The organism is Pradoshia sp. Z6_59 (assembly GCF_058267515.1).
Genome location: NZ_JBZCPP010000009.1, coordinates 14,195 through 35,030, shown reverse-complemented (window position 1 = coordinate 35,030; position 20,836 = coordinate 14,195). Strand labels below are relative to the sequence as shown.

16 protein-coding genes and 1 other annotated feature are annotated in these 20,836 nt (G+C 37.3%); of the genes, 6 read left to right on the top strand and 10 right to left on the bottom strand.

From position 1 onward, the window contains the following. Positions 1-41: 41 nt before the first annotated feature. The 3 genes from thiI to ezrA all read right to left on the bottom strand — a co-directional run bounded on the left by thiI (position 42) and on the right by ezrA (position 4,215). Positions 42-1,244: a tRNA uracil 4-sulfurtransferase ThiI gene (gene thiI / locus AC4D4B_RS11020; protein ID WP_490999966.1), complete on the bottom strand. Its 1,203-nt coding sequence runs from the start codon at positions 1,242-1,244 to the stop codon at positions 42-44. Then, positions 1,244-2,389: a cysteine desulfurase family protein gene (locus tag AC4D4B_RS11015; protein WP_490996414.1), complete on the bottom strand. Its 1,146-nt coding sequence runs from the start codon at positions 2,387-2,389 to the stop codon at positions 1,244-1,246. Before AC4D4B_RS11015 ends, thiI begins: the two co-directional genes overlap by 1 nt. 131 nt (positions 2,390-2,520) lie before the next feature. After that, positions 2,521-4,215, bottom strand: coding sequence for a septation ring formation regulator EzrA (gene ezrA / locus AC4D4B_RS11010; protein WP_490999907.1), 1,695 nt, complete (start codon positions 4,213-4,215; stop codon positions 2,521-2,523). Between the two features lie 195 nt (positions 4,216-4,410). Between ezrA and hisJ the strand changes: the two genes are divergently transcribed. After that, the gene (hisJ, locus tag AC4D4B_RS11005) at positions 4,411-5,223 is read left to right on the top strand and encodes a histidinol-phosphatase HisJ (protein ID WP_490999906.1); all 813 of its coding nucleotides are present in this window, start codon (positions 4,411-4,413) and stop codon (positions 5,221-5,223) included. A 15-nt stretch (positions 5,224-5,238) separates the two neighbouring features. Here the strand turns inward: hisJ and refZ are convergent, their stop codons facing one another. Next, positions 5,239-5,871 (bottom strand): forespore capture DNA-binding protein RefZ, encoded by a 633-nt coding sequence (gene refZ, locus AC4D4B_RS11000; RefSeq protein ID WP_490999905.1) that lies wholly within the window; start codon positions 5,869-5,871, stop codon positions 5,239-5,241. Between the two features lie 357 nt (positions 5,872-6,228). Here refZ and AC4D4B_RS10995 point away from each other — a divergent pair, with 357 nt between their 5' ends. Then, entirely contained in the window at positions 6,229-6,708 is a 480-nt protein-coding gene (locus tag AC4D4B_RS10995; protein WP_490999904.1) for a GAF domain-containing protein, read from the top strand. A 42-nt stretch (positions 6,709-6,750) separates the two neighbouring features. Here the strand turns inward: AC4D4B_RS10995 and AC4D4B_RS10990 are convergent, their stop codons facing one another. Beyond that, positions 6,751-8,622: a sensor domain-containing diguanylate cyclase gene (locus AC4D4B_RS10990; RefSeq protein WP_490999965.1), complete on the bottom strand. Its 1,872-nt coding sequence runs from the start codon at positions 8,620-8,622 to the stop codon at positions 6,751-6,753. A 418-nt stretch (positions 8,623-9,040) separates the two neighbouring features. On the opposite strand from AC4D4B_RS10990, the gene rpsD reads away from it, so the two are divergent. Together rpsD and AC4D4B_RS10980 are read left to right on the top strand one after the other, a co-directional pair. Then, entirely contained in the window at positions 9,041-9,643 is a 603-nt protein-coding gene (gene rpsD, locus AC4D4B_RS10985) for a 30S ribosomal protein S4 (RefSeq protein ID WP_066109019.1), read from the top strand. Between the two features lie 857 nt (positions 9,644-10,500). Then, positions 10,501-11,595, top strand: coding sequence for a CAP domain-containing protein (locus AC4D4B_RS10980; protein WP_490996410.1), 1,095 nt, complete (start codon positions 10,501-10,503; stop codon positions 11,593-11,595). Positions 11,596-11,722: 127 nt separating this feature from the next. Here the strand turns inward: AC4D4B_RS10980 and tyrS are convergent, their stop codons facing one another. Beyond that, entirely contained in the window at positions 11,723-12,985 is a 1,263-nt protein-coding gene (gene tyrS, locus AC4D4B_RS10975) for a tyrosine--tRNA ligase (RefSeq protein WP_490996409.1), read from the bottom strand. Positions 12,986-13,044: 59 nt separating this feature from the next. Then, positions 13,045-13,275, bottom strand: a binding site (T-box leader). Between the two features lie 150 nt (positions 13,276-13,425). Here tyrS and AC4D4B_RS10970 point away from each other — a divergent pair. Further along, positions 13,426-16,302 carry a transglycosylase domain-containing protein gene (locus tag AC4D4B_RS10970; protein WP_490999903.1) on the top strand — a complete coding sequence of 959 codons (2,877 nt, stop codon included), beginning with the start codon at positions 13,426-13,428 and terminating at the stop codon, positions 16,300-16,302. 72 nt (positions 16,303-16,374) lie between these two features. Here the strand turns inward: AC4D4B_RS10970 and AC4D4B_RS10965 are convergent, their stop codons facing one another. The 4 genes from AC4D4B_RS10965 to acsA form a co-directional block, all read right to left on the bottom strand. Then, positions 16,375-16,818 carry an NUDIX hydrolase gene (locus AC4D4B_RS10965; protein WP_490999902.1) on the bottom strand — a complete coding sequence of 148 codons (444 nt, stop codon included), beginning with the start codon at positions 16,816-16,818 and terminating at the stop codon, positions 16,375-16,377. A gap of 82 nt (positions 16,819-16,900) precedes the next feature. Then, positions 16,901-17,530, bottom strand: a complete 630-nt coding sequence (locus AC4D4B_RS10960) for a DUF3267 domain-containing protein (RefSeq protein WP_490999901.1) — start codon at positions 17,528-17,530, stop codon at positions 16,901-16,903. A gap of 75 nt (positions 17,531-17,605) precedes the next feature. Then, positions 17,606-18,091 (bottom strand): GNAT family N-acetyltransferase, encoded by a 486-nt coding sequence (locus tag AC4D4B_RS10955; RefSeq protein ID WP_490999964.1) that lies wholly within the window; start codon positions 18,089-18,091, stop codon positions 17,606-17,608. Positions 18,092-18,208: 117 nt separating this feature from the next. Continuing rightward, on the bottom strand, positions 18,209-19,927 hold the full coding sequence (gene acsA, locus AC4D4B_RS10950; protein ID WP_490999900.1) for an acetate--CoA ligase: 1,719 nt from the start codon (positions 19,925-19,927) through the stop codon (positions 18,209-18,211). 276 nt (positions 19,928-20,203) lie between these two features. Here acsA and AC4D4B_RS10945 point away from each other — a divergent pair, with 276 nt between their 5' ends. Continuing rightward, the gene (locus AC4D4B_RS10945; protein ID WP_490999899.1) at positions 20,204-20,836 is read left to right on the top strand and encodes a GNAT family N-acetyltransferase; all 633 of its coding nucleotides are present in this window, start codon (positions 20,204-20,206) and stop codon (positions 20,834-20,836) included.

Genomic DNA, 20,836 nt, shown 5'->3' with positions numbered 1-20,836 from the left:
CTTCATTCCGGATTTAAAATGGTAATTGTTCACAAATCAATTTAGAATAAATCCTCTGTTTCTAATTCTTTCTCTTTACCTGTGAAAACTAACATTTCTGTTTTATCCAAAGCCTCTTTAATTAAAGGTTCAAAATCGACATAGCTCTCATAATGACCGACTTTTTCTCTTTTTGGCTTAGTTTTGGGATTAGCTGGTGTAAACACCGTACAGCAATCCTCAAAAGGACGTATGGATATCTCATGAGTATCAATTTTCTCTGCAATTTCAATAATATCTGTTTTATCCATTGCGATAAGCGGCCTCAGAATTGGTGTATTTGTAACCTCATTAATTGTAAACATGCTTTCCATCGTCTGGCTGGCCACTTGGCCTAAACTTTCACCAGTCACAATCGCGAGCGCATTTTGTTTTTCTCTGATTGCATCAGTAATTCGAAGCATCAATCTGCGTGTAGTTGTCATGGTATAGTTATCAGGTATTTGCTTTTGTATCAATTTTTGAATCTCGGTAAATGGCACAACATGCAGTACCATACGTCCATTGACTTCTGCCAGCTTTTTCGCCAAATCAATTACTTTTTGTTTCGAGCGTTCGCTTGTGAAGGGAGGACTGTAGAAATGTACACATTCAATCTCTACTCCCCTTTTCATCGTTAAATACCCCGCAACCGGGCTATCAATCCCTCCGGAAAGCATAAGCATTGCCGATCCGCTGCTTCCAATTGGCAATCCGCCAGCTCCAATAATTTTTTCACCCGTAATATAAGCAGCATCCTGGCGTACTTCGACTCTCAATTTCAAATCTGGATTGTGAACATCGACCGTTAAACCGTCTACATGCTGCAGGCAATATCCCCCAACCAATCCATTTAAATCATATGTTGAATAGGGATAGGTTTTATCAGCACGCTTAGCGTCAATTTTAAATGTACGAATTTTTGTTGTTAAATGATTGATATAAAATAAAGCTGATTCCTGAATGGCTGAGATTTCTTTATCAACCTTTAAAGCCGGGCTTATTGAAGAAATGCCATATATTTTTTTGAGAATATCCATAATCGGCTTGTAATCTGCACCTTGTAAGTGAACGTACATTCTTTCGTGCTGTGCCTCAATACGAACCTCCGGATAATCTGACAAAGCTTTTTTTATATTTTTACGTAATTGAACAATAAAGCCTTTACGATTCCTTTTCTTCAATGTAATCTCACCATAGCGGATTACGATATGATCAAATTTTATCATTTCTTTCTTACCTCACTTAACATTTGGATTGCTCTTTCAATTTCCTTAAGTGCCTGCTCTATTTCTTCCTTCGAATGATCATAATCTAAGCTTATTCGTATAGAACTGCCGGCTATTTGCTCATTTTTCCCCATAGCGAGAAGTGTTTGGCTAACCGTTTTTTTCTTTGATGAACAAGCACTGTTTGTTGAGACATAGATTCCAAACTCACCCAATGTATGAACGAATGTTTCTGATTTAAGTCCCGGAATTGAAAAATTAATAATATGCGGAGCTGCATGTTCTATAGGTGAATTGATGACAACATTCTCCATTTTGGATAGCTCTTGAAGTATCAGAGTACGGTACTCGTTCATTCTTCTGCTGCCTTCCCTGCTCTTTTCAATCGCCAATCTCATTGCTTTTGCCAAAGATACGGCCCCTGCCAAGCTTTCCGTCCCACTGCGCATGCCTCTTTCTTGGTTTCCCCCGGCAATTAACGGTGAAAGTGTAATTCCCTCTCTGGCAAATAGAATCCCGGTACCTTTTAATCCATGGAATTTATGTCCTGATAAAGAATATAAATCGATATGAGCATCACGTAAAGATAATTCGACTTTACCAAAGCCCTGAACCCCATCTACATGAAAATGTATTTTAGGATAATTCTTTAAAAGATTTCCTATTTCATAAATTGGTTGTACAGTTCCCACTTCGTTATTAACATGCATAACTGATACCAATATTGTATCTTCTCGGATTGCTTCCTTAACTTGCTCAATTTCTACTCTGCCATCTTGATTAACAGGCAAGTAGGTAACGTCATAGCCAAGTTCCTTTAGCTGTTCAAACGGTCTTTTTACGGAAGGATGCTCAATTGAGGTGGTAATAATATGCTTCCCTCTGTTTCGATAATTTTCTGCTATTCCTTTTATGGCCAGATTATTGCTTTCAGACCCACCTGAAGTAAAGATAATCTCTGTAGCCTTTACTCCCAGAAGACCCGCGACCTGTTCTCTTGCCTGTGCTAACAGTTTTTCTGACTTCCCTCCGAAGCCATGTAAAGAGGATGGATTCCCCCAGAAATCGGCAGTAACCTTTGTGAAGGAATCAATCACTTCCTTATAGGGTTTTGTTGTCGCGCTATTATCTAAATAAATCATGCTTTTTCCCCTTCCTATCAATAAGAAAATGTAGCATATCCTGTCCTGTTTATAAAGTAATTTTCTCTTATGCCTCTATCTTATGCTGGATTAAACAAAGAAAAAAACCAGACTGGTAAGTCCAGACTGGTCTATACATTGCTATGTTCAAGATACTCTTGAATTTTTTTTAACGAACCCGGTTCAACTTTTTCAATTGCCTCAGCTGCATGCTCCAGAGCATCCTGGTATTGATAATTGCGGAATTGCTTTTCTGCTTCAGTCAGGGCAACAGCAACAGATGGGTATTTGCTTCTATAACGATTGCCGTATTGAATAACTTTCTCAGCCATCATCACTTGCTCAGTCAATTCAACAGTAGCCTCCTGAACACGGCTAACTGCAACACTTGCAATATCCAGATGATGCATGACAGCATTCATATTCAATGGTTTTTCTTCCAATTTCTCTTTTACTTCCTCAATGCTTTCTTTTGCTTGTATAACCATTAATTCATAAGAAGTTGGAAGACCCGGTAAATTGCTTCCCTTGATGATTCGTAAGGATTCCGTCATGCTTTGATGCAACTTCCTTATCGTTTCTCTTGATTCCAATTCATCCTTACGCAGAGTATTTAATTTCTCTTCAAATTCTTTTTGTAAGTCTTTCAGTTCATCCAATTTGGATTCAAGCTCAACGATGTCCTCTTTTAATGCCGTATAAGCTGTATCTCTTTCGTATATCTTATCTTTAAGCATTTCCCATTTCGATTTCAAGGTAATCAGCGTTTTATCAAGATTTGAACGTGCCTCAAGTTCCTTCTCAGGCATTTGATAGATTTGTTTCACCAATTCTGTCTCTTCATCCAGTCTCTCAAGCTGATCGATTGATTTATCCAGCTTTTGCTGGTATGAATCCTTAACTGATAAAACATACTGACGTGCTACAACCTCTTTTTCCAGTAGATCATAATAGGATTGAATGGATTCGTTTAATTCCTCGATTCCTTTTGCAGCCGCTTCGGTGTCTATGTCAACAATATATTCCTTATATTTTTCTAGATTCTCTTCCATTTTTTCAATTTCATTCTCAAAAAACATATGACTTAACGGATATCCTTGCTCACACATTTCCGCATATCCCATTTTAAGTTCATGCAAAAGTCCCGGTATATGTATTTGGCAATGCCCAATTAAATCAGGAATCAAATCTAATTTTTCCTTCAGGTTTTGCAATTTAGCCTGGATGCCCAGTACTTGTTCTCTGGCCTCTAAGTAATCTCCTGATTCTGTTTGATTATTGAATGTATCAAAATCAAGAGCAAGCTTATCAAATTCTTCTTCCAGTTTACTTGCTGCTTCACCAAACGAATGGCGGTGTGCCAATAAACGTTTCTTCTGTTCACGATAAGCTAATAGAAGCTCTTCAACTAATCTTTTATTTTGCTCCTCACTGCCCACCAATTCATTTAATTCATGCAGCATGGCTGAAAGTGTAATTTCAATTTCTTCAATAATATGCTCAATCTGCTTTTGAACCTGCACTGATTTATTAAATCGGTATTTGTCAGCATATTCTTCTGCATCAAACAGCAGGGTCTCAACATCAGCAAGACGATCTGTCTGGATTGTATCCCATTCATTACGCCATCTTTCAAACATTCTCTCTGTTTGCCCAGTCATATTCAAGCTTTTTACCTTAGCCAATTCTTCTGCAATCGGCCTATTCATGATGTCAATTTTTTTCTCTGCAAGTCTATCTATTTCTTTGTAGTGTTTCTTCCTTGCCAATATTCCAACAATAAAGGCAATAAAGATAATCACCAATATCCCTATTACATACTCCATATGAAGCCTCCTATTCAAAACGAGACAGATAATATATATAAATAAGTTCAATATCAATGATTTAATGATAACATGGTATAAAGTATTTTTAACTAATAAAATCTACTTTTTCTACAAAAAATTATTCAATGCTCTCTTTTAATGTCTAGAAAATATAATTTATTTAAAATATTTGTCGAAATGGAGGCTCTCTCGATGAAAATCAAGGACGGACATGTACATACTCCTTATTGTCCGCACGGAGCGGATGAACCAGTTTTTGCATATATCGAAAAAGCAATAGAGCTGGGATACGAAGAAATTACCTTTACCGAACACGCTCCGTTACCAAAAGGTTTTATAGATCCGGCTCCAACACGGGATAGTTCTATACAAATGGATCAGTTATTCACATATATAGAGGAAATAAGGTGCTGTAAAGAGAAGTATAAGGCGAAGATTGCCATTAATATTGGTTTAGAAGTGGATTATATAGATGGATGGGAACAGGAAACAACAGAATTCCTGAATGAAATTGGCCCTTATTTGGATGACTCGATTCTGTCTGTTCACTTTTTAAAGAATCAAAACGAGTGGTATTGCCTGGATTATAGTGAAAAAGAATTCGGTCATATAATTGAACATTACCAATCTGTCGATCAACTATATAAGGCTTATTACCATACCCTTCAAAAATCGATTATAAGTGATTTGGGGACATTTAAGCCCAAACGGGTAGGTCATATTTCTCTAATTACAAAATTTCAGAAAAAGTATCCAAGCAATGTCCCATTAGAATCCTATTTACTTCCAATACTTTCATTAATAAAAGAACGTGGGTATGAATTGGATTTAAACACGGCCGGCCTTTTTAAACCCTTATGCGGTGAGACTTACCCCCCTATACCCTTTATTCAAGCAGCCATAAAAATGGGAATCCCTCTCTGTTATGGATCTGACGCTCACCATCCAACAGATCTTGGAAGAGGAATAGATGTACTAAAAACGAAAATCTTAATAAACGATTAATCACTCGGCATCCAGTCAAATAGGGACAGGGCAAACACGTTCCTCAAATAAGCAGTCATTAAGAAATCGTTCAATCTCTAACTGATACTTGTTTATAAAATACAACTCGTTCGTAAATATTTGCCAAACCTCACTGAAGTATTGGGCCTGAATGAAGGGTTCATTCAGTAATGCTTTTAGCTTCATGACAAACATAGATGGATTAATCTTTTTTATTTCACCGCAATCCATACCCGCATCAAGGAATAAATTAATATAAAATTTTTCTTTCGATAAATAGGTTGTGTAAATTTCTCTATTTAAGCTTGAGTCTACTGATATTTCTCTTAATACAAGACGTGTTAGCAGGAACTTTTCTCTGTAATAATGCAAGCAAAATTTGGTATACTTTAAGACACATTCTTTTGGACCAATGAGCGGGAGTTGTTCAGCGATATTTTCAATGCCCCTTATATAGCCTTCAAAGAAATCTGTAAAACAATATTCAAGGAGACCTTGCTTATGCTGAAAGTGATAAGCTATATTTGCTGAATTACCTCCGGCACGGCCAGCAATATCTCTGATTGAAGTTGCTGAATAGCCTTTCATATAGAATAAATAGACAGCAGCTTCAAAAATATCATCTTTTTTATTTGATAGTTTATCCATATATTCATCTTCCCCCTTTATGATTAACATTCTCGAGGAATGTCAGATGACAACGTGAAACCTTGTTCGGCAGGGAGTTGTTTTATCCAACACCGAGTATTAGTTGAACCAATCGGGGTCTTATCGGCGCTAAACTTCCTCATAACCGTAATAGAGGTGGAGCCTTAGTGCCAATTTGAACGGGATAAAAGCCGTTCCAGCATACCAAGCTGTGCGTTCACATGGATTTTCTCTTATATATGAAGTAGTTCTTCTTTTTAGAGACTTATCCTTCTATAACTTCTCGACAAAAAAGACAGTACTGACTATGGTTAGAGGTTATTCTCTATTGAGGGTAACAATGAAAGGAGAATGATGATGTTTCAAGTCGAAAAATATAAAAAAACGAAACCAGAAAACTATCAAATGGTCAGCAAACAGCTGGAAGCCCTAATAGATGGGGAAACAAATTTAATTGCCAATTTGAGCAATGCTTCTGCCCTTTTAAATCAATTTTTGGATGACGTGAACTGGGTGGGATTCTACCTATATGAAGAGGAGCAACTGGTTCTTGGACCATTTCAGGGTCTCCCGGCCTGCATTCGAATTCCTTTAGGCAAGGGAGTATGCGGAACAGCGGCAGAAAAAAGAGAAATAATCAGGGTAATGGACGTACATCAATTCCCTGGACACATTGCCTGTGATGCTGCCACTCAATCAGAAATCGTTTTGCCGATTCTAAAGGATGGCCGTCTGATTGGTGTACTTGATATAGACAGTCCGTCAAAGAATCGTTTTGACAAAGAGGATGAAATTGGATTAAAACAATTTGTGGATATACTTGTCCAATCAATTTAAAAAACAAAGGGCTAAGCCATATATGAGCTTAGCCCTTTTGTATTAACAGGATACAATTACCTGATTTTTACCTGATCGCTTAGCTGTATACAGGGCATCATCTGCCCGCTTGAAAAGTTTTTTGATCGTATTGTTATTTTTTTGATTGGATTCCCAATACGATACGCCGCAAGAAATGGTGACCGGAGGATTTGTTTCTTTTCTTACTTTCTCAACAAGTCTTTCCGCAACAGCTTTACCCGCCTCTATCGGTGCCTTCGGAAGGAAAATAGCCAATTCTTCCCCGCCCCATCTTGTGCCTATATCGGTGTCTCTAATACTATTTTTAATTAAATCAGCTACCTGAATAAGGACTTCATCTCCCTTTTGGTGCCCATATGTATCATTTGTCAGCTTAAAATTATCTATATCGATTAAGATAAACGTTCCCTCAGTTTCTGAATTTATCAATTCAAGCATTCTTCCCTCAAGATAATTTCTCGAATATAGACCTGTTAAATAATCGGTTATGACCATCTTTTCAAGCTCTTCTCTTAATATTGAGTTCACAAATGCCATTGAAGAATGATGAATAAGAGACTGCATTAATTTAAACATATCAAATGTAAAATGATACGGTACTCGATGAAGAACAATGCAAAAACCATCCATTTTTCCACTATGTATCATTGGAAAAGCCATAAGGGATTTATAATGGCCATCCTGCCCAACTTTATCCGAATCCATGTCCCCAATATATAAAGCCTCCCGATCCTGTTCTAAGCTGCCTTTGACATATTGGATGTAGTCCTTGGATGCCTCTTCATCGAAAAAAGGTGAACTTCCCGGCACAAGTTTTGTCTGTCCATTCCTAATCATAAAAAAACCCACTTCGTCTGCGAGGAACGATTTATTTATTTGTCGCTTCATATAACTAACTGTTTCACTAAGTCTCAAGGTAGAATTCAGACGATGCGATGTTTCATTAATAAGACGTAAATCTGCAATTAAGCGTTTGGATTGTTCATATAGTTGGGCATTTTCCAGAGCCCCGCCTGCCGTATTCGCGAGAAGAGAGATGAATTCAATTTCAGTATCTGGGAATATGACTGCTTCAGGTGCAATAACTTGTAAAACCCCATAAACACCCTGTTTGCCTAATAATGGTGCATACAACACAGAATTTTCCACTTCCATTGTATTCTCAAATTGAACATGACCGGAAACATATGCCTGCATGGCAGATAAATTTTCCCCGTCCATTTCCAAACTTTTAATTGGAAGATTTAATGTGTTATCGCTGTCCTGCGACATCAGCAAATAGTATACAAAGGACGGATATACTTCACGCAGGGTTTCGATTACCTCTGCCAAAACGGAATGCATATCCATAGAGGAATGAAACTCTGTCGTAATCCGTTGCAATAGTTTGTAGCGTTTCTCTTCCTTTTTTCGTTCTGAAATTTCAATTGCCTTGTGCAGTAATTCTCCTATCACTGTCTTCAATTCATATAAATCAATTCTATTATCATTTTTCAACTCTTTATTTTTAGAAAGAACTACAAATAGTCCCAGTAATTCTCCTTCATGATATACAGGAATCCCCAATGGGTATAAAGTATCATTTAATGATAGACAGACTTCCATACACAAATCTTTCAAAGAGGAGTTTAGTAAAGCATCAAGGGAAATGGTGCTGGCAAACTGATTTTGGAGTTCTGTTTTCGAAGCCACTTTTTCCAGATTGATCTTTTGTTTCCAAGGATCATTATAATAACAGGCAATCTCATCCACACTTAACAATTCCAATAAGTAGTCAACCATTTTATCTGTAAATTTACCTAAAAAGAGTTCATTATCATCTTTAATCATACATTCCACAAATAGACCTTTTAATTTTGTTTCCCAGCTCAGATTTAATTGATTATCTACCATCACATTAATCAACACCTGTTGTCATATTTTATTTCGTATTTTTTATAAATTTAGATTGATTTTTTAAAATATAATACTTTATACCTGTATTTTACCAATATATGCTAAAATAATCATTACTTTCTTTCAATAAAATTACATTTTTTATTTAAACCTTTGAAGGAAGCATCAGATTGTAACGATTCCATTCAAGAGAATCCCTTGACTTATGTAACAATAAATTATACAATATTCTTTGTGTAAAATATCGCAGCTTATGTTCGCATCTTTATTTGTTCATTTCATTCCTCTACCATGAGGTGTATCTTGTAACCCGCTGCTGCTAGGGCGAAGGTACATGAAAATGAAATGGCAGTAATGCTTGTAAACATCAGTTTTTATTTTACAAAAATAAAAACATTCAAGGAGGAGTCTTCTTATGGCTCGTTATACAGGTCCAAGCTGGAAACTATCCCGTCGTTTAGGAATTTCCCTAAGCGGTACAGGTAAAGAATTAGAAAAGCGTCCTTACGCACCAGGACAACACGGTCCTAACCAACGCAAAAAGCTTTCCGAATACGGTTTGCAATTGCAAGAAAAACAAAAACTTCGTCACATGTACGGTGTGAACGAACGTCAATTCCGCACAATGTTCGATCGTGCTGCTAAAATGCCTGGTAAACAAGGTGAAAACTTCATGATTCTTCTTGATTCTCGCCTTGACAACATTGTTTACCGTTTAGGTTTAGCTCGTACTCGTCGTCAAGCTCGTCAGCTTGTAAACCACGGACACATCTTGGTTGATGGACGTCGCGTTGACATCCCATCTTACCGTTTAGCTCCTGGTCAAGTTATCGGAGTACGTGAAAAATCCCGTAACCTTGATATCATCAAGGAAGCTATGGAAGTAAACAACTTCGTACCTGACTACCTAACTTTCGATGCTGACAAGTTAGAAGGTACATTCACTCGCTTACCTGAGCGTTCTGAATTACCAGCTGAAATTAACGAAGCTCTTATCGTTGAGTTCTACTCTCGTTAATTAATACGCATTGTAAATAGCGTATATAAAAACCCTGGAAACCTTGTTTCCAGGGTTTTTATTTGTTTGGAAAATATAATTACTAAACTTATAATCAGACTCGAAATATTATTTATAGGAATTATGAAGCAGGTGATATTTAATTCTCTCTTTGTTTTTGAAAAACGAAGACCAGGCAATACCTTAGAAATTTACCATGACATCTTCTGTAAACATCATTAAACGGGACTCCAAACCTGAAACGGCTCCTAGGTTTTTCATCCTAACAAGGTCTGTTTTGGTGTACAAAACTTAATATAGCTGAAGACATATCTATTTTAACCTCTTAAAACTTTATCTTCTTGACAACTATATTTTCATATTCAATCGTTCTCTTCACCCGTATAATCTCTATGCAATTAGATTCTTTGCAACTATTAGATGTTAAATCAATTTCTTTTGGAATACCTTTCAATCGTCTAAATTAAAAGTCAGCATCATACCCACTAAAAATCGGAAATTAAATCCCCTCTAACTTTATCTATAAATAGAAATTCGTCCTTCTTCAGATATAGTATAAAAGAACTATATTGTGGATCAAATTCATCATCCACTTATTAGACAGTACAGTAGAATAACGGTTTGTTACCTCCATCATTTTCAAGACTATCCCAACTATTAGAGTAACTGATACTTATACTAATCTATACGTATTGTAGTAGGCGAGAAAATGAAAATAAAAATCAGAAAAAAATTAATATTTTATTAACAAACTAATCAAAAATTGTGATAATGTAGTTAATTGTGTAAATTATTACTAACAAAGGGGAGGGGAATTTGTTGGCTTCTTCATTTTAAAGAAGAATACAACAACTAAGATGAAAAAATATATTGCTGGAGTTTTAACTGTTTTCTTAAGTTTTACTGTACTATTTTTAACGAATAGTAATCAGGTTGAGGCTGCTTCCACAACGATGTACGTAACTGCAGACAATTTAAATGTGAGGGAGAAAGCATCATCATCGTCAAAAATTATTACGGCCGTAAAGAAAAATACAAAATTGATTGTAACTAAAAAGAGCGGTAATTGGGGATATGTCAAAGTTAACAAAAAAAATGGATGGGTATCAATAAAGTATTTAACATCCAAGGCTCCCGTAACAAATAAAACAATGTACACTACTGAAAAAACAACCCTGAAAAAGCTAGCAAAAAATAGCTCCGGCACACTGAAAACGATTAACAAAGAGGCAACAATAATTGTTTATTCAACTACTTCCGATAAATATGCCAAAGCAAAGTACGGTGGAAAAACGGGATGGATTTTAAGATCTAAAGTGAAAGATTCGAAGACAGTTACAACAACTTCAAAAGCAGCAATAAAATATAAAACAATTAAACAAAATGACAATACTTTGGCAAAAGGCACTACGAAAGTCGTCCAAAAAGGAAGCAACGGAAATCAAACGATCATATACAAGAAAACCTTTAAAAATGGAAAGCTAATTAGCACAAAAAAATTATCATCTAAAGTAACAAAAAAAGCAGTTAATCAAATTATTAAAGTAGGTACAAAAGAGACTAAAGCATCTAATTATACAACCGAGGTTCTTCGATTGGTTAACCAAGAACGCGCAAAAGTAAATATAGCACCTTTGAAAAATTTAAATAGTCTTTCGAAAGTTGCCGAAGTTAAATCAAAAGATATGCGTGATAACAATTATTTCAATCATACAAGCCCTACATACGGGTCTCCGGGAGAAATGGTAAAAAAATTCAATATTTCTTTCACTATGCTTGGTGAAAATATTGCAGCTGGACAAATTACTCCTGCATCTGTAGTGAACAGTTGGATGAATAGCCCAGGGCACAAAGCGAATATTCTCGATGCACGTTATACCCATATCGGAATTGGGTATGCAGAAGGTGGTTCATGGAAACATTATTGGACACAGTTATTTTTAAAACAGTAAGTAAAAATACTATATATCCATTTCAATTTTTATTTTCTTTCAACCATTATAATAAAGCACAATAAGAAAAATATCTTAATATACATTAAAAGGGCTGCCTAACCGAGACAGCCCTTTCTTCTTTCTATTATGCGTACTTAATAAGCGTGTATTTCTTTTTACCGCGGCGAATTACCGTGAATTGTCCTGCTAGCTTATCAGCCTCTGTCATTGTATGAGTAAGGTCTGTCACTCTTTCACCGTTGATGTAGATTGCACCATTTGTGATATCCTCACGTGCCTGACGTTTAGAAGGAGAAATTTTTGCATTTACTAGTAAATCTACCAAGAGCAATTCCTCATTGCTGCCCACTTCAAAGCTTGGTACATCCTTGAAGCCCTGGCGAATTTCTTCAACAGATAATTGCTTAATATCACCGCTGAATAAAGCTTTAGAAATATTGATTGCTTGTTGTAAAGCTTCTTCACCATGAACAAGTTTCGTTACTTCCTCAGCAAGCGCCTTCTGAGCTGCCCGTTTTTCCGGAGCTTCAGCAACCTCTTTCTCAAGTGCTTCAATCTCTTCTTTGCTTAAGAATGTAAAGTATTTAATGTATTTAATAACATCACGATCATCTGTATTAATCCAGAACTGGTAGAACTCATAAGGAGACGTTTTTTCACGATCTAACCAAACCGCTCCACCTTCTGTTTTACCAAACTTAGTTCCATCTGATTTTGTAACTAGTGGAACCGTTAAACCAAAGGCTTTTGCATCTTCCTTCGTTTTACGAATTAATTCCAGACCTGCCGTAATATTTCCCCATTGATCACTTCCACCGATTTGTAAACGGCAGCCTTGAGTTTCGTATAACTTCAGGAAATCAAGGGATTGCATGATCATGTAACTGAATTCAGTAAACGAGATACCAGACTCAATACGGGATTGTACAGAATCTTTTGCAAGCATGTAGTTGAGTCCAAAATGTTTCCCAATATCCCGAAGGAACGTAATTAAGTTCATGTTGCCAATCCAGTCATAGTTATTAGCCATGATTGCTTTATTCTCACCAGTTTCGAAGTCGAGGAAACGGGAAAGCTGATCTTTAATACGTGCAGTCCATTGGTGAACAACGTCCTCTGTATTTAACGTACGCTCAGCTTTTTTACCACTTGGGTCTCCTATCATACCTGTCGCTCCGCCGACTAATGGGATTGGCTGATGTCCTGCTAACTGGAATCGTTTCAGTATTAAAATAGGTAACAAGTGACCAATATGCAAGCTATCAGCAGTCGGATCGAAGCCAGCATATAGTTTCACGCTTTCTTCCTGTAATAATTTTTCCAAACCCTCTTCATCTGTAAATTGATTCACGAGACCTCTAAAACGTAAATCATCTAAAATATTCATCCTTCTCCACCTCTTACTGTTTAGATTAAAATAAAATAAAAAACGCCCCTTCATCTAAATGAAGGGACGATTACTATCGCGGTACCACCCAACTTGCGAAACATATAACTGTCTCGCCGCTTATCCTTTTAACGGAAAGGTTCCGGCATTCGCTACACAGCTTTACATAAAGCATTCCCGAATGCTGCTCGAGGAGGTAATTCATCATTCCGCTTGTACCGGTTTACACCAACCACCGGCTCTCTTAAACATTGGCGAACTAACTACTGAAATCCTGTTATCGCATTAAATATATAATATTGGTTATGCTTTTTTTACCATAATAACAAACTGTTTGTCAAACCCAATAATTGTATTGTTTCGCCAATATAGAGAAACTATACCTACCTGAAACACTTGCTTATGCTATAATGTATGTGATTTGTTGGGGGAGTGAATGAATGAAAGATATTTTTATAAAACTTAAAGAAAGGCTTGCACCATTGTGGGACTTTGTAAACAAACCCGTTGTACAGCGAAGAGCACGTATTTCCTATCAGGTTATCTGGAATAACCTATTAATCTTCTTAATTGTATCTGTCATCGGGATTGCTTTTGCTGGCGGCGTTGGCGCTGGTTACTTTGCATCTATGGTAAAAGACGAACCAATCAGGAGCAAGGAACAGCTTAAAACAAGTGTGTCCAGTTATGAAGAAACATCAGAGATTTATTTTGCAAGCAATGTATATATGGGGAAGATGCGTTCTGATCTTGAACGTAAAGCAGTGAAACTGGAAAATGTTTCGGATTACGTTAAGACAGCATTAATTTCCACAGAAGATTCCTACTTTTATGAGCATAAGGGTGTTGTACCAAAGGCCATCATTCGAGCTTTACTTCAGGAAGTGACAAATTCCTCGGTCCAATCAGGAGGAAGCACACTGACGCAACAATTAATAAAACAACAAATCTTAACGAATGAGGTTTCCTTTGATCGTAAGGCGAAGGAAATCCTGCTGGCATTACGCCTTGAGAAATTCATGAAAAAAGATGAGATTTTAGAAGCTTATCTGAATGTCTCACCGTTTGGTAGAAATTCCTCCGGCCGTAATATTGCCGGTGTCCAGGCTGCAGCGGATGGCATTTTTGGAGTAGAAGCCAAAGATTTAACTCTGCCACAGGCTGCCTTTATTGCGGGGTTACCAAAGAATCCATACCTTTATACACCATTTACACAATCCGGTGAAGTGAAGGAGGACCTTTCCCCAGGTATTAATCGGATGAAAACAGTTCTTAAAAGAATGTATACCAACGATGCCATTACAAAGGAAGAATATGAGAAAGCATTAAAATATGATATTAAGAAAGACCTTGCAAAGAAACAGACATATCCTACTGAAAAGTATCCATACTTAACATATGAAGTAGAAAAAAGAGCAATTGAAATCATGATGCCAATATTGGCAAAGAACGATGGGCTTTCAAGCAAGGATTTAGAAAAAGACGACGGCCTATATAAGCAATACTATACTCTGGCTGATCAGGCCATCCGACAAAACGGCTATCAAATTCATACAACCATCAACAAAAAAATGTATGACAATATGCAAAAAGTCACTAAAAATTACCCTTATTATCAGGGTACCCGACAGGTGGAGAAAAAGAATCCGGATACAGGAGAAACCTATATAGAGAATGAACCAATTGAAGTTGGCGCCATGCTAATTGAAAACTCTACCGGAAAAATACTCAGCTTCGTTGGAGGCCGTGATTTTAAACGGGAGCAGCTGAATCATGCTACATCAGCTGTACGTTCAAATGGTTCAACAATGAAGCCATTACTTGTATATGCACCAGCAATGGAGTACGGAGTTTCCTATCCAGGTAAAACTTTGGTCAATGCGCCTGTGAACATTCGCGGTTGGAGTCCAGGAAACTATGCTGGCGGCGGAATTACCGGTATAACCTCTGCACGTGAAGCATTAAAGAGATCCTATAATATACCGGCAGCGGTTCAATATGCGGAAATTATAAATCGCAACCCGGTAAAATTTCTCGAAAAAATGGGCTTCACCTCTTTAGAAAAGCAAGATTATACAAACCTTTCTACCTCTTTGGGTGCTTTAGCAAGAGGTGTAACCGTAGAAGAGAATACGAATGCCTATGCAACATTTGCAAACGGCGGACAATTCGTAGATAGCTATATGATTGAAAAAATAGTAGACTCAAACGGAAAATCTATTTATCAGCATAAAAAGACGAAGACAGATGTCTTCAGTCCGCAAACAGCTTATTTAACAATTGATATGATGAGAGATGTCATCAGTTCCGGAACAGCAGCCGGTTTAAACAATAAATTGAAGTTTTCAGCCGACTGGGCCGGCAAAACTGGTACAAGCCAGAAGTATCATGATGCCTGGATGGTCGCGACCAATCCAAATGTTACATTTGGCGTTTGGATGGGATATGATTCAAATGCATCTGTGGATACATATGGTATGAGTTATTCACAGCGAAATCAAACATTATGGGCACAGTTAATTAATTCCGCTTATGATGTTGCACCAAACATAGTTGCGCCTTCGAAGCGGCACCAAATGCCAGGTGGAATTGTATCCAGATCCTATTGCACATTGACCGGTGCCTTAGCATCCAAAACATGCATAGATGCAGGACTCGCAAAATCTGATTATTTCAATGCCAAGTATCTTCCTTCATCTGAGAATGGTAATCTGCCAACATCAAGTGAAAGATATGTATTTATAAATGGCAAGAAATATGTGGCACTGGGGTCTACTCCAGAGGAATTCACAGAAACCAGTCTTGTTATCAATGCCGACTTTTCTAACATTACAGGAGCAAAATACCTTATTGATAAATCAACGATTACGCCAAAAGGCTCTAATTTTGAAAACGTAGCTATTAGTGGTTCAAAAATGAGTGATAATGGGAAAGTACCTGGAGCACCAGCAGTTACTTCAAAGGAGAAAGTCATCAACTGGAAATCTTCTGGTGACTCTGACATAGTTGGATATCGTATTTATAGAAATGGTGCTAAAGTGGCCAGTATCAAATCTGACAATTCACTCAGCTATAAAACGGATGGAAAAGGGAAGTATTACATTACCGCAGTGGATATAGCCGGTAATGAATCTGCTCCATCCTCTATTATCGAATATAAACCAGAACCTAAACCAGAACCTAAGCCAGAACCTAAGCCTAAAGAAGATAAAAAAGAGAAGGCAGAAGATAAAAAAGAAGAAAAGAAAGATCCAAAAGAAGATGAAAAACCAGATCATGACGATGAACAAGAGCATGACGAAAATACAGAGGAATAAAAAAGAGGCTGTTCCAGGTCGGTATCACATCGACCACGGAACAGCCTTTCTTTATAAACTATCAATCAATTATTATTTGTAATCCTCTATATATGTATGATCGCTTGAATGTCTTCTTAGATATTGAATAAGAATACCTCTGTCCTCAGGATATGTTAACTTCAGTGTTTTTAATTCCTCAAGGTCTTTCCAGGCAATATAATAAATAAGATCGTCCGGATCTTGAATAGCTCTTTCACCACCCACAATGTTCACTATATAGTAGCGAACTTCAGCAATAATATTGCGTGTTTCATATATTATCCTTTTTACCTTAACCTCTTCAATAATTTCTGTTAAATATCCCGTTTCTTCTTCCATCTCTCTAATACAGCACTGTTCAAAACTTTCACCTTCTTCTTTGCCACCCGATGGAATAGACCATAATTTTTTCTCTTCAGGTTTCCCCTGCAGAACCATTAATATTTGGCCATTGTCATTGATACACAGACCTGAAGAACCAAACCATTCTTTCATTTTATCCGAGTCCCCTTTTAAATCATGATCCCAATTTCTATATAGCTAAATGCTCTGTTACTTTCTTCAACAATTTCTGCAATTATACGCATTTCCAGTATGTATTTGTTCCATTACTTCTCAAAGAAGCTTTTCTTGGGACCTGTGTAATGATAAGTAAAAAAAGAAGTAAATCAACAGAGGATGACATGGCATTTAAGAGAATTAAAAATTTTATGGGTGTGGTTAAAATGCCCAATGCACCTAAGAACAGAGGAAGCAGGACTGAAATAATTACAAAAGGAGCAAGTGTAATGATGATATATCTAGCTTTAGGAATTTCAGCTTCTGTTATGACAAACGCACCGACCCATGTGAATCCCGCATAGGTATTTTTTGATTTAATAAAATTGGGTATGAACAACAAATGAATGAATTCGTGTATGACTACCAATAGGACTAACCAAATAATCATACTTAAATTAGCTATGTTCATATTTACATTAATGGTGAAGTTAATTCCATCAGATGTCAGACCAAAATCGTAAAAAGAAAAGCTTGAAAAGATATTTATAATTGCACCAGAAAGGAGTGTTGCAAAAATCGCAAAAGGTAGAGAGAATAAAATTGTACTGACTGTATTCCTTGGTTCTTTCAGGAGAATCCAGCTATTCTTCGTTAATTCCGCATGTAAATTTGGATTGCTTTTAGGCAATTTGTTCAGTAGCTTCATCCGCATCACTCCATATCTATTCTGGCTAAATCACCTATTAAATTTAACAAGCTTGTATAATTGATAAATGATTTTTTATAAAAATTTGCACATAATTTCTCCTGGTAACCCATCTATCGTGCATACCTTTTCAGATTTGAATCCAAGATTAGTTAGAATTTTTCTCGAGGGAATATTATTAGGGTCTATTACCGCCTCTAGCTTCTTCAATTTTGATTCCCTTCCTTTTCTAATTAACGCTTTGGCAATTACTGTCCCATACCCTTGCCCCCAATGTTCAGGTAAAATCATATAGCCAATTTCAGCTTCGTCAGGAAGTTTTTCATTTAAAATCAAAGATCCCAGTCCGATGAATCTCTTACCGGAAGCATCAAAGATTTTATAAGTCCCAAAGCCTTCATGTTTCTGATTACGTTGCAATATCATTTGATATTTCAACCTTGCCTCATCTAAAGTAAGAGACCTTTCTGTTATTTGCACCATAACCTTCTCATTACTTACCAAACTAAAGTAATCCTTAAAATCGTATTCTTGAAACTTCATTAATTTTATATTCATCATTTTCCCCATTCTTCCCTGCTAAATGGGCTTGTATTTATTCTATTAGCTCCAAGCCTTTGTAAAGACCAAAAGAAGAGGTGTTTATAAGGGTCAGATCACCTTATAAACACCCCTGTTTTAATCTTCCATCGTTGATAAGTCGCCTGTTGGCAATTCAAGCTCCCAAGCTTTTAATACCCTGCGCATAATTTTACCACTGCGTGTTTTCGGTAGCTTATCCTTAAACTCAATCTCTCTTGGTGAAGCATGTGCAGCAAGCCCTTGTTTAACAAATAGCCTGATATCCTCTTTCAACTCATCCGTAGGCTCATAACCAGATCTTAGGGCAATAAACGCTTTAATAATTTCACCCCGTACTGGATCCGGTTTGCCTATTACACCCGCTTCAGCAACCGCCGGATGCTCAACCAGCTTGCTTTCAACCTCAAAAGGTCCTACCCGTTCTCCGGATGTCATAATAACATCATCAATTCTGCCCTGGAACCAGAAGTACCCATCTTCATCCATATAGGCGGAATCGCCTGAAACATACCATCCTGATGGCATAAAATAGGATTCATACTTTTGCGGATTATTCCAGATTTGCCTCATCATGGACGGCCATCCTTTTTTAATCGCTAAATTGCCCATACGATAAGGCGGTACTTCATTCCCCTGGTCATCTACAATGGCAGCCTCGACTCCAGGAATTGGCTTACCCATAGAACCCGGTTTAATCTCCATACTTGGATAATTACAGATTAGCTGTGCACCGGTCTCTGTCATCCACCATGTATCATGGATACGTTTGGAAAATACTTTTTGTCCCCATTTAATAACTTCAGGATTTAAAGGCTCTCCTACACTTAGTAAGTGCCGAAGGCTGGATAAATCAAATTGTTTTACTACCTCATCCCCTGCACCCATCAGCATGCGAAATGCAGTAGGGGCACTGTACCACACGGTTACATGAAAATCTTCAATGGTTTGGTACCAAGCCTCCGGGCTGAATCGTCCTCCTGTGACCACAGAAGAGGCTCCATTTAGCCACGGAGCAAATATCCCATAAGACGTTCCTGTGACCCAGCCTGGATCCGCTGTACACCAATATACATCCTCTTCTTTTAGGTCGAGCACCCATTGTCCGGTTTTCAGATGCTGAATCATTGAATTATGCGCATGCAGAACACCCTTTGGCTTACCGGTTGAACCGGATGTATAATGCAGAATCAAACCGTCTTCCCGATCTACCCATTCAATATCTAATTTTTTAGATGCATTTTCATATTTACTGTTAAAATCTATATATTTACCAGTTTCCTCTACATGATCTCCTACTACAAAAATATGCTTCAATGCCGGCAGGTCATCTGCAGGAATTCTCGACAATAATTCAGGAGTAGTTACGATTACACTGGCTTCACTATCTTCCAATCGATCCTTAACCGCCCCTTCCATAAATGCCTCAAATAACGGGCCGACAATAGCCCCCAATTTTATCGCACCCAGCACAGTAAAATACAATTCCGGTGATCTTGGCATAAAAATAAACACCCTGTCACCTTTTTTTACATTCCCGTATTCCTTCAGGACATTTCCTGCTTTATTCGATAAATCTTTCATATCACTATATGTATACTTCTCATAGCGATTAGGGTCCTTATAATATAATGCTACCTTATTGCGCCTGAAATTTTCAGTATGCCTGTCAATACATTCGTACGCTGCATTCACTTTACCCGTTTCATTCCAAGAGAATTCCTGCTCTACATCCTTCCAGTCAAACGTTCTGTAGGTTTCCTCATAGTTGGCTAAATTATAATCCCCTTGCACAACAGAAAGCGCTTCCAGTTTCATGATTATTCCCCCCTGATCAAAGATAATATATTGATAGTATAGTACAAAATCCATTTTATCTCAATTTTTAAAATATTTAATAAGTTACACCAATATGTTACAATTTTTATAATTGTAGTGTTTTTAAGATAACATCCCCATTAAATGTTTAAGAGAATTATGCCAAAAGGTTTCTTAATTTCCACTACATATGACTTAAAAAGTTCATATCATGAAGCATTTATGGATTTAAAGTGCTGTATAATAGCTTTAAAATGTGACCTGGGTGGTGTATGGATGGAGCATAAAAAGACGTATAATTTGAAGGAATTGCAAACCCAATGTGGGCCGTTAGTTATCGAGGGCCCGGTATCTCGAGATCAATTGGAAAACCTTGAATTTCATGAGGGTCTCGTTGCATTTAGGGTTCCTGAAAAGCAGCATAAGGCTTTAATTCAAATCAGCAGCCTTCCTGAAGGCAGAATTATTATTGCGAGGGCCGGCGATGTCATTGTCGGGTATGTTACTTATTTATACCCGGATCCTCTTGAAAGATGGTCTGAAGGGAAAATGGATGACTTATTGGAACTCGGGGCTATTGAAGTAATACGTGAATATCGCGGATGTGCGGTCGGGAAAAACTTGCTTCGTGTGGCCATGATGGATGAATGGATGGAAAACTACATCATTATCACGACAGAATATTATTGGCATTGGGATTTAAAAGGCAGCGGCTTAAATGTATGGGAATATCGAAAAATGATGGAGAAAATGATGAGTGCCGGTGGCTTGGAATGGTATGCCACTGATGACCCTGAAATATGCTCCCATCCGGCCAATTGTTTAATGGCCAGAATCGGGAAAAACATTAAAAAAGAGAGTATTCAAAAATTCGATCAATTACGATTCATGAATCGATATATGTATTGA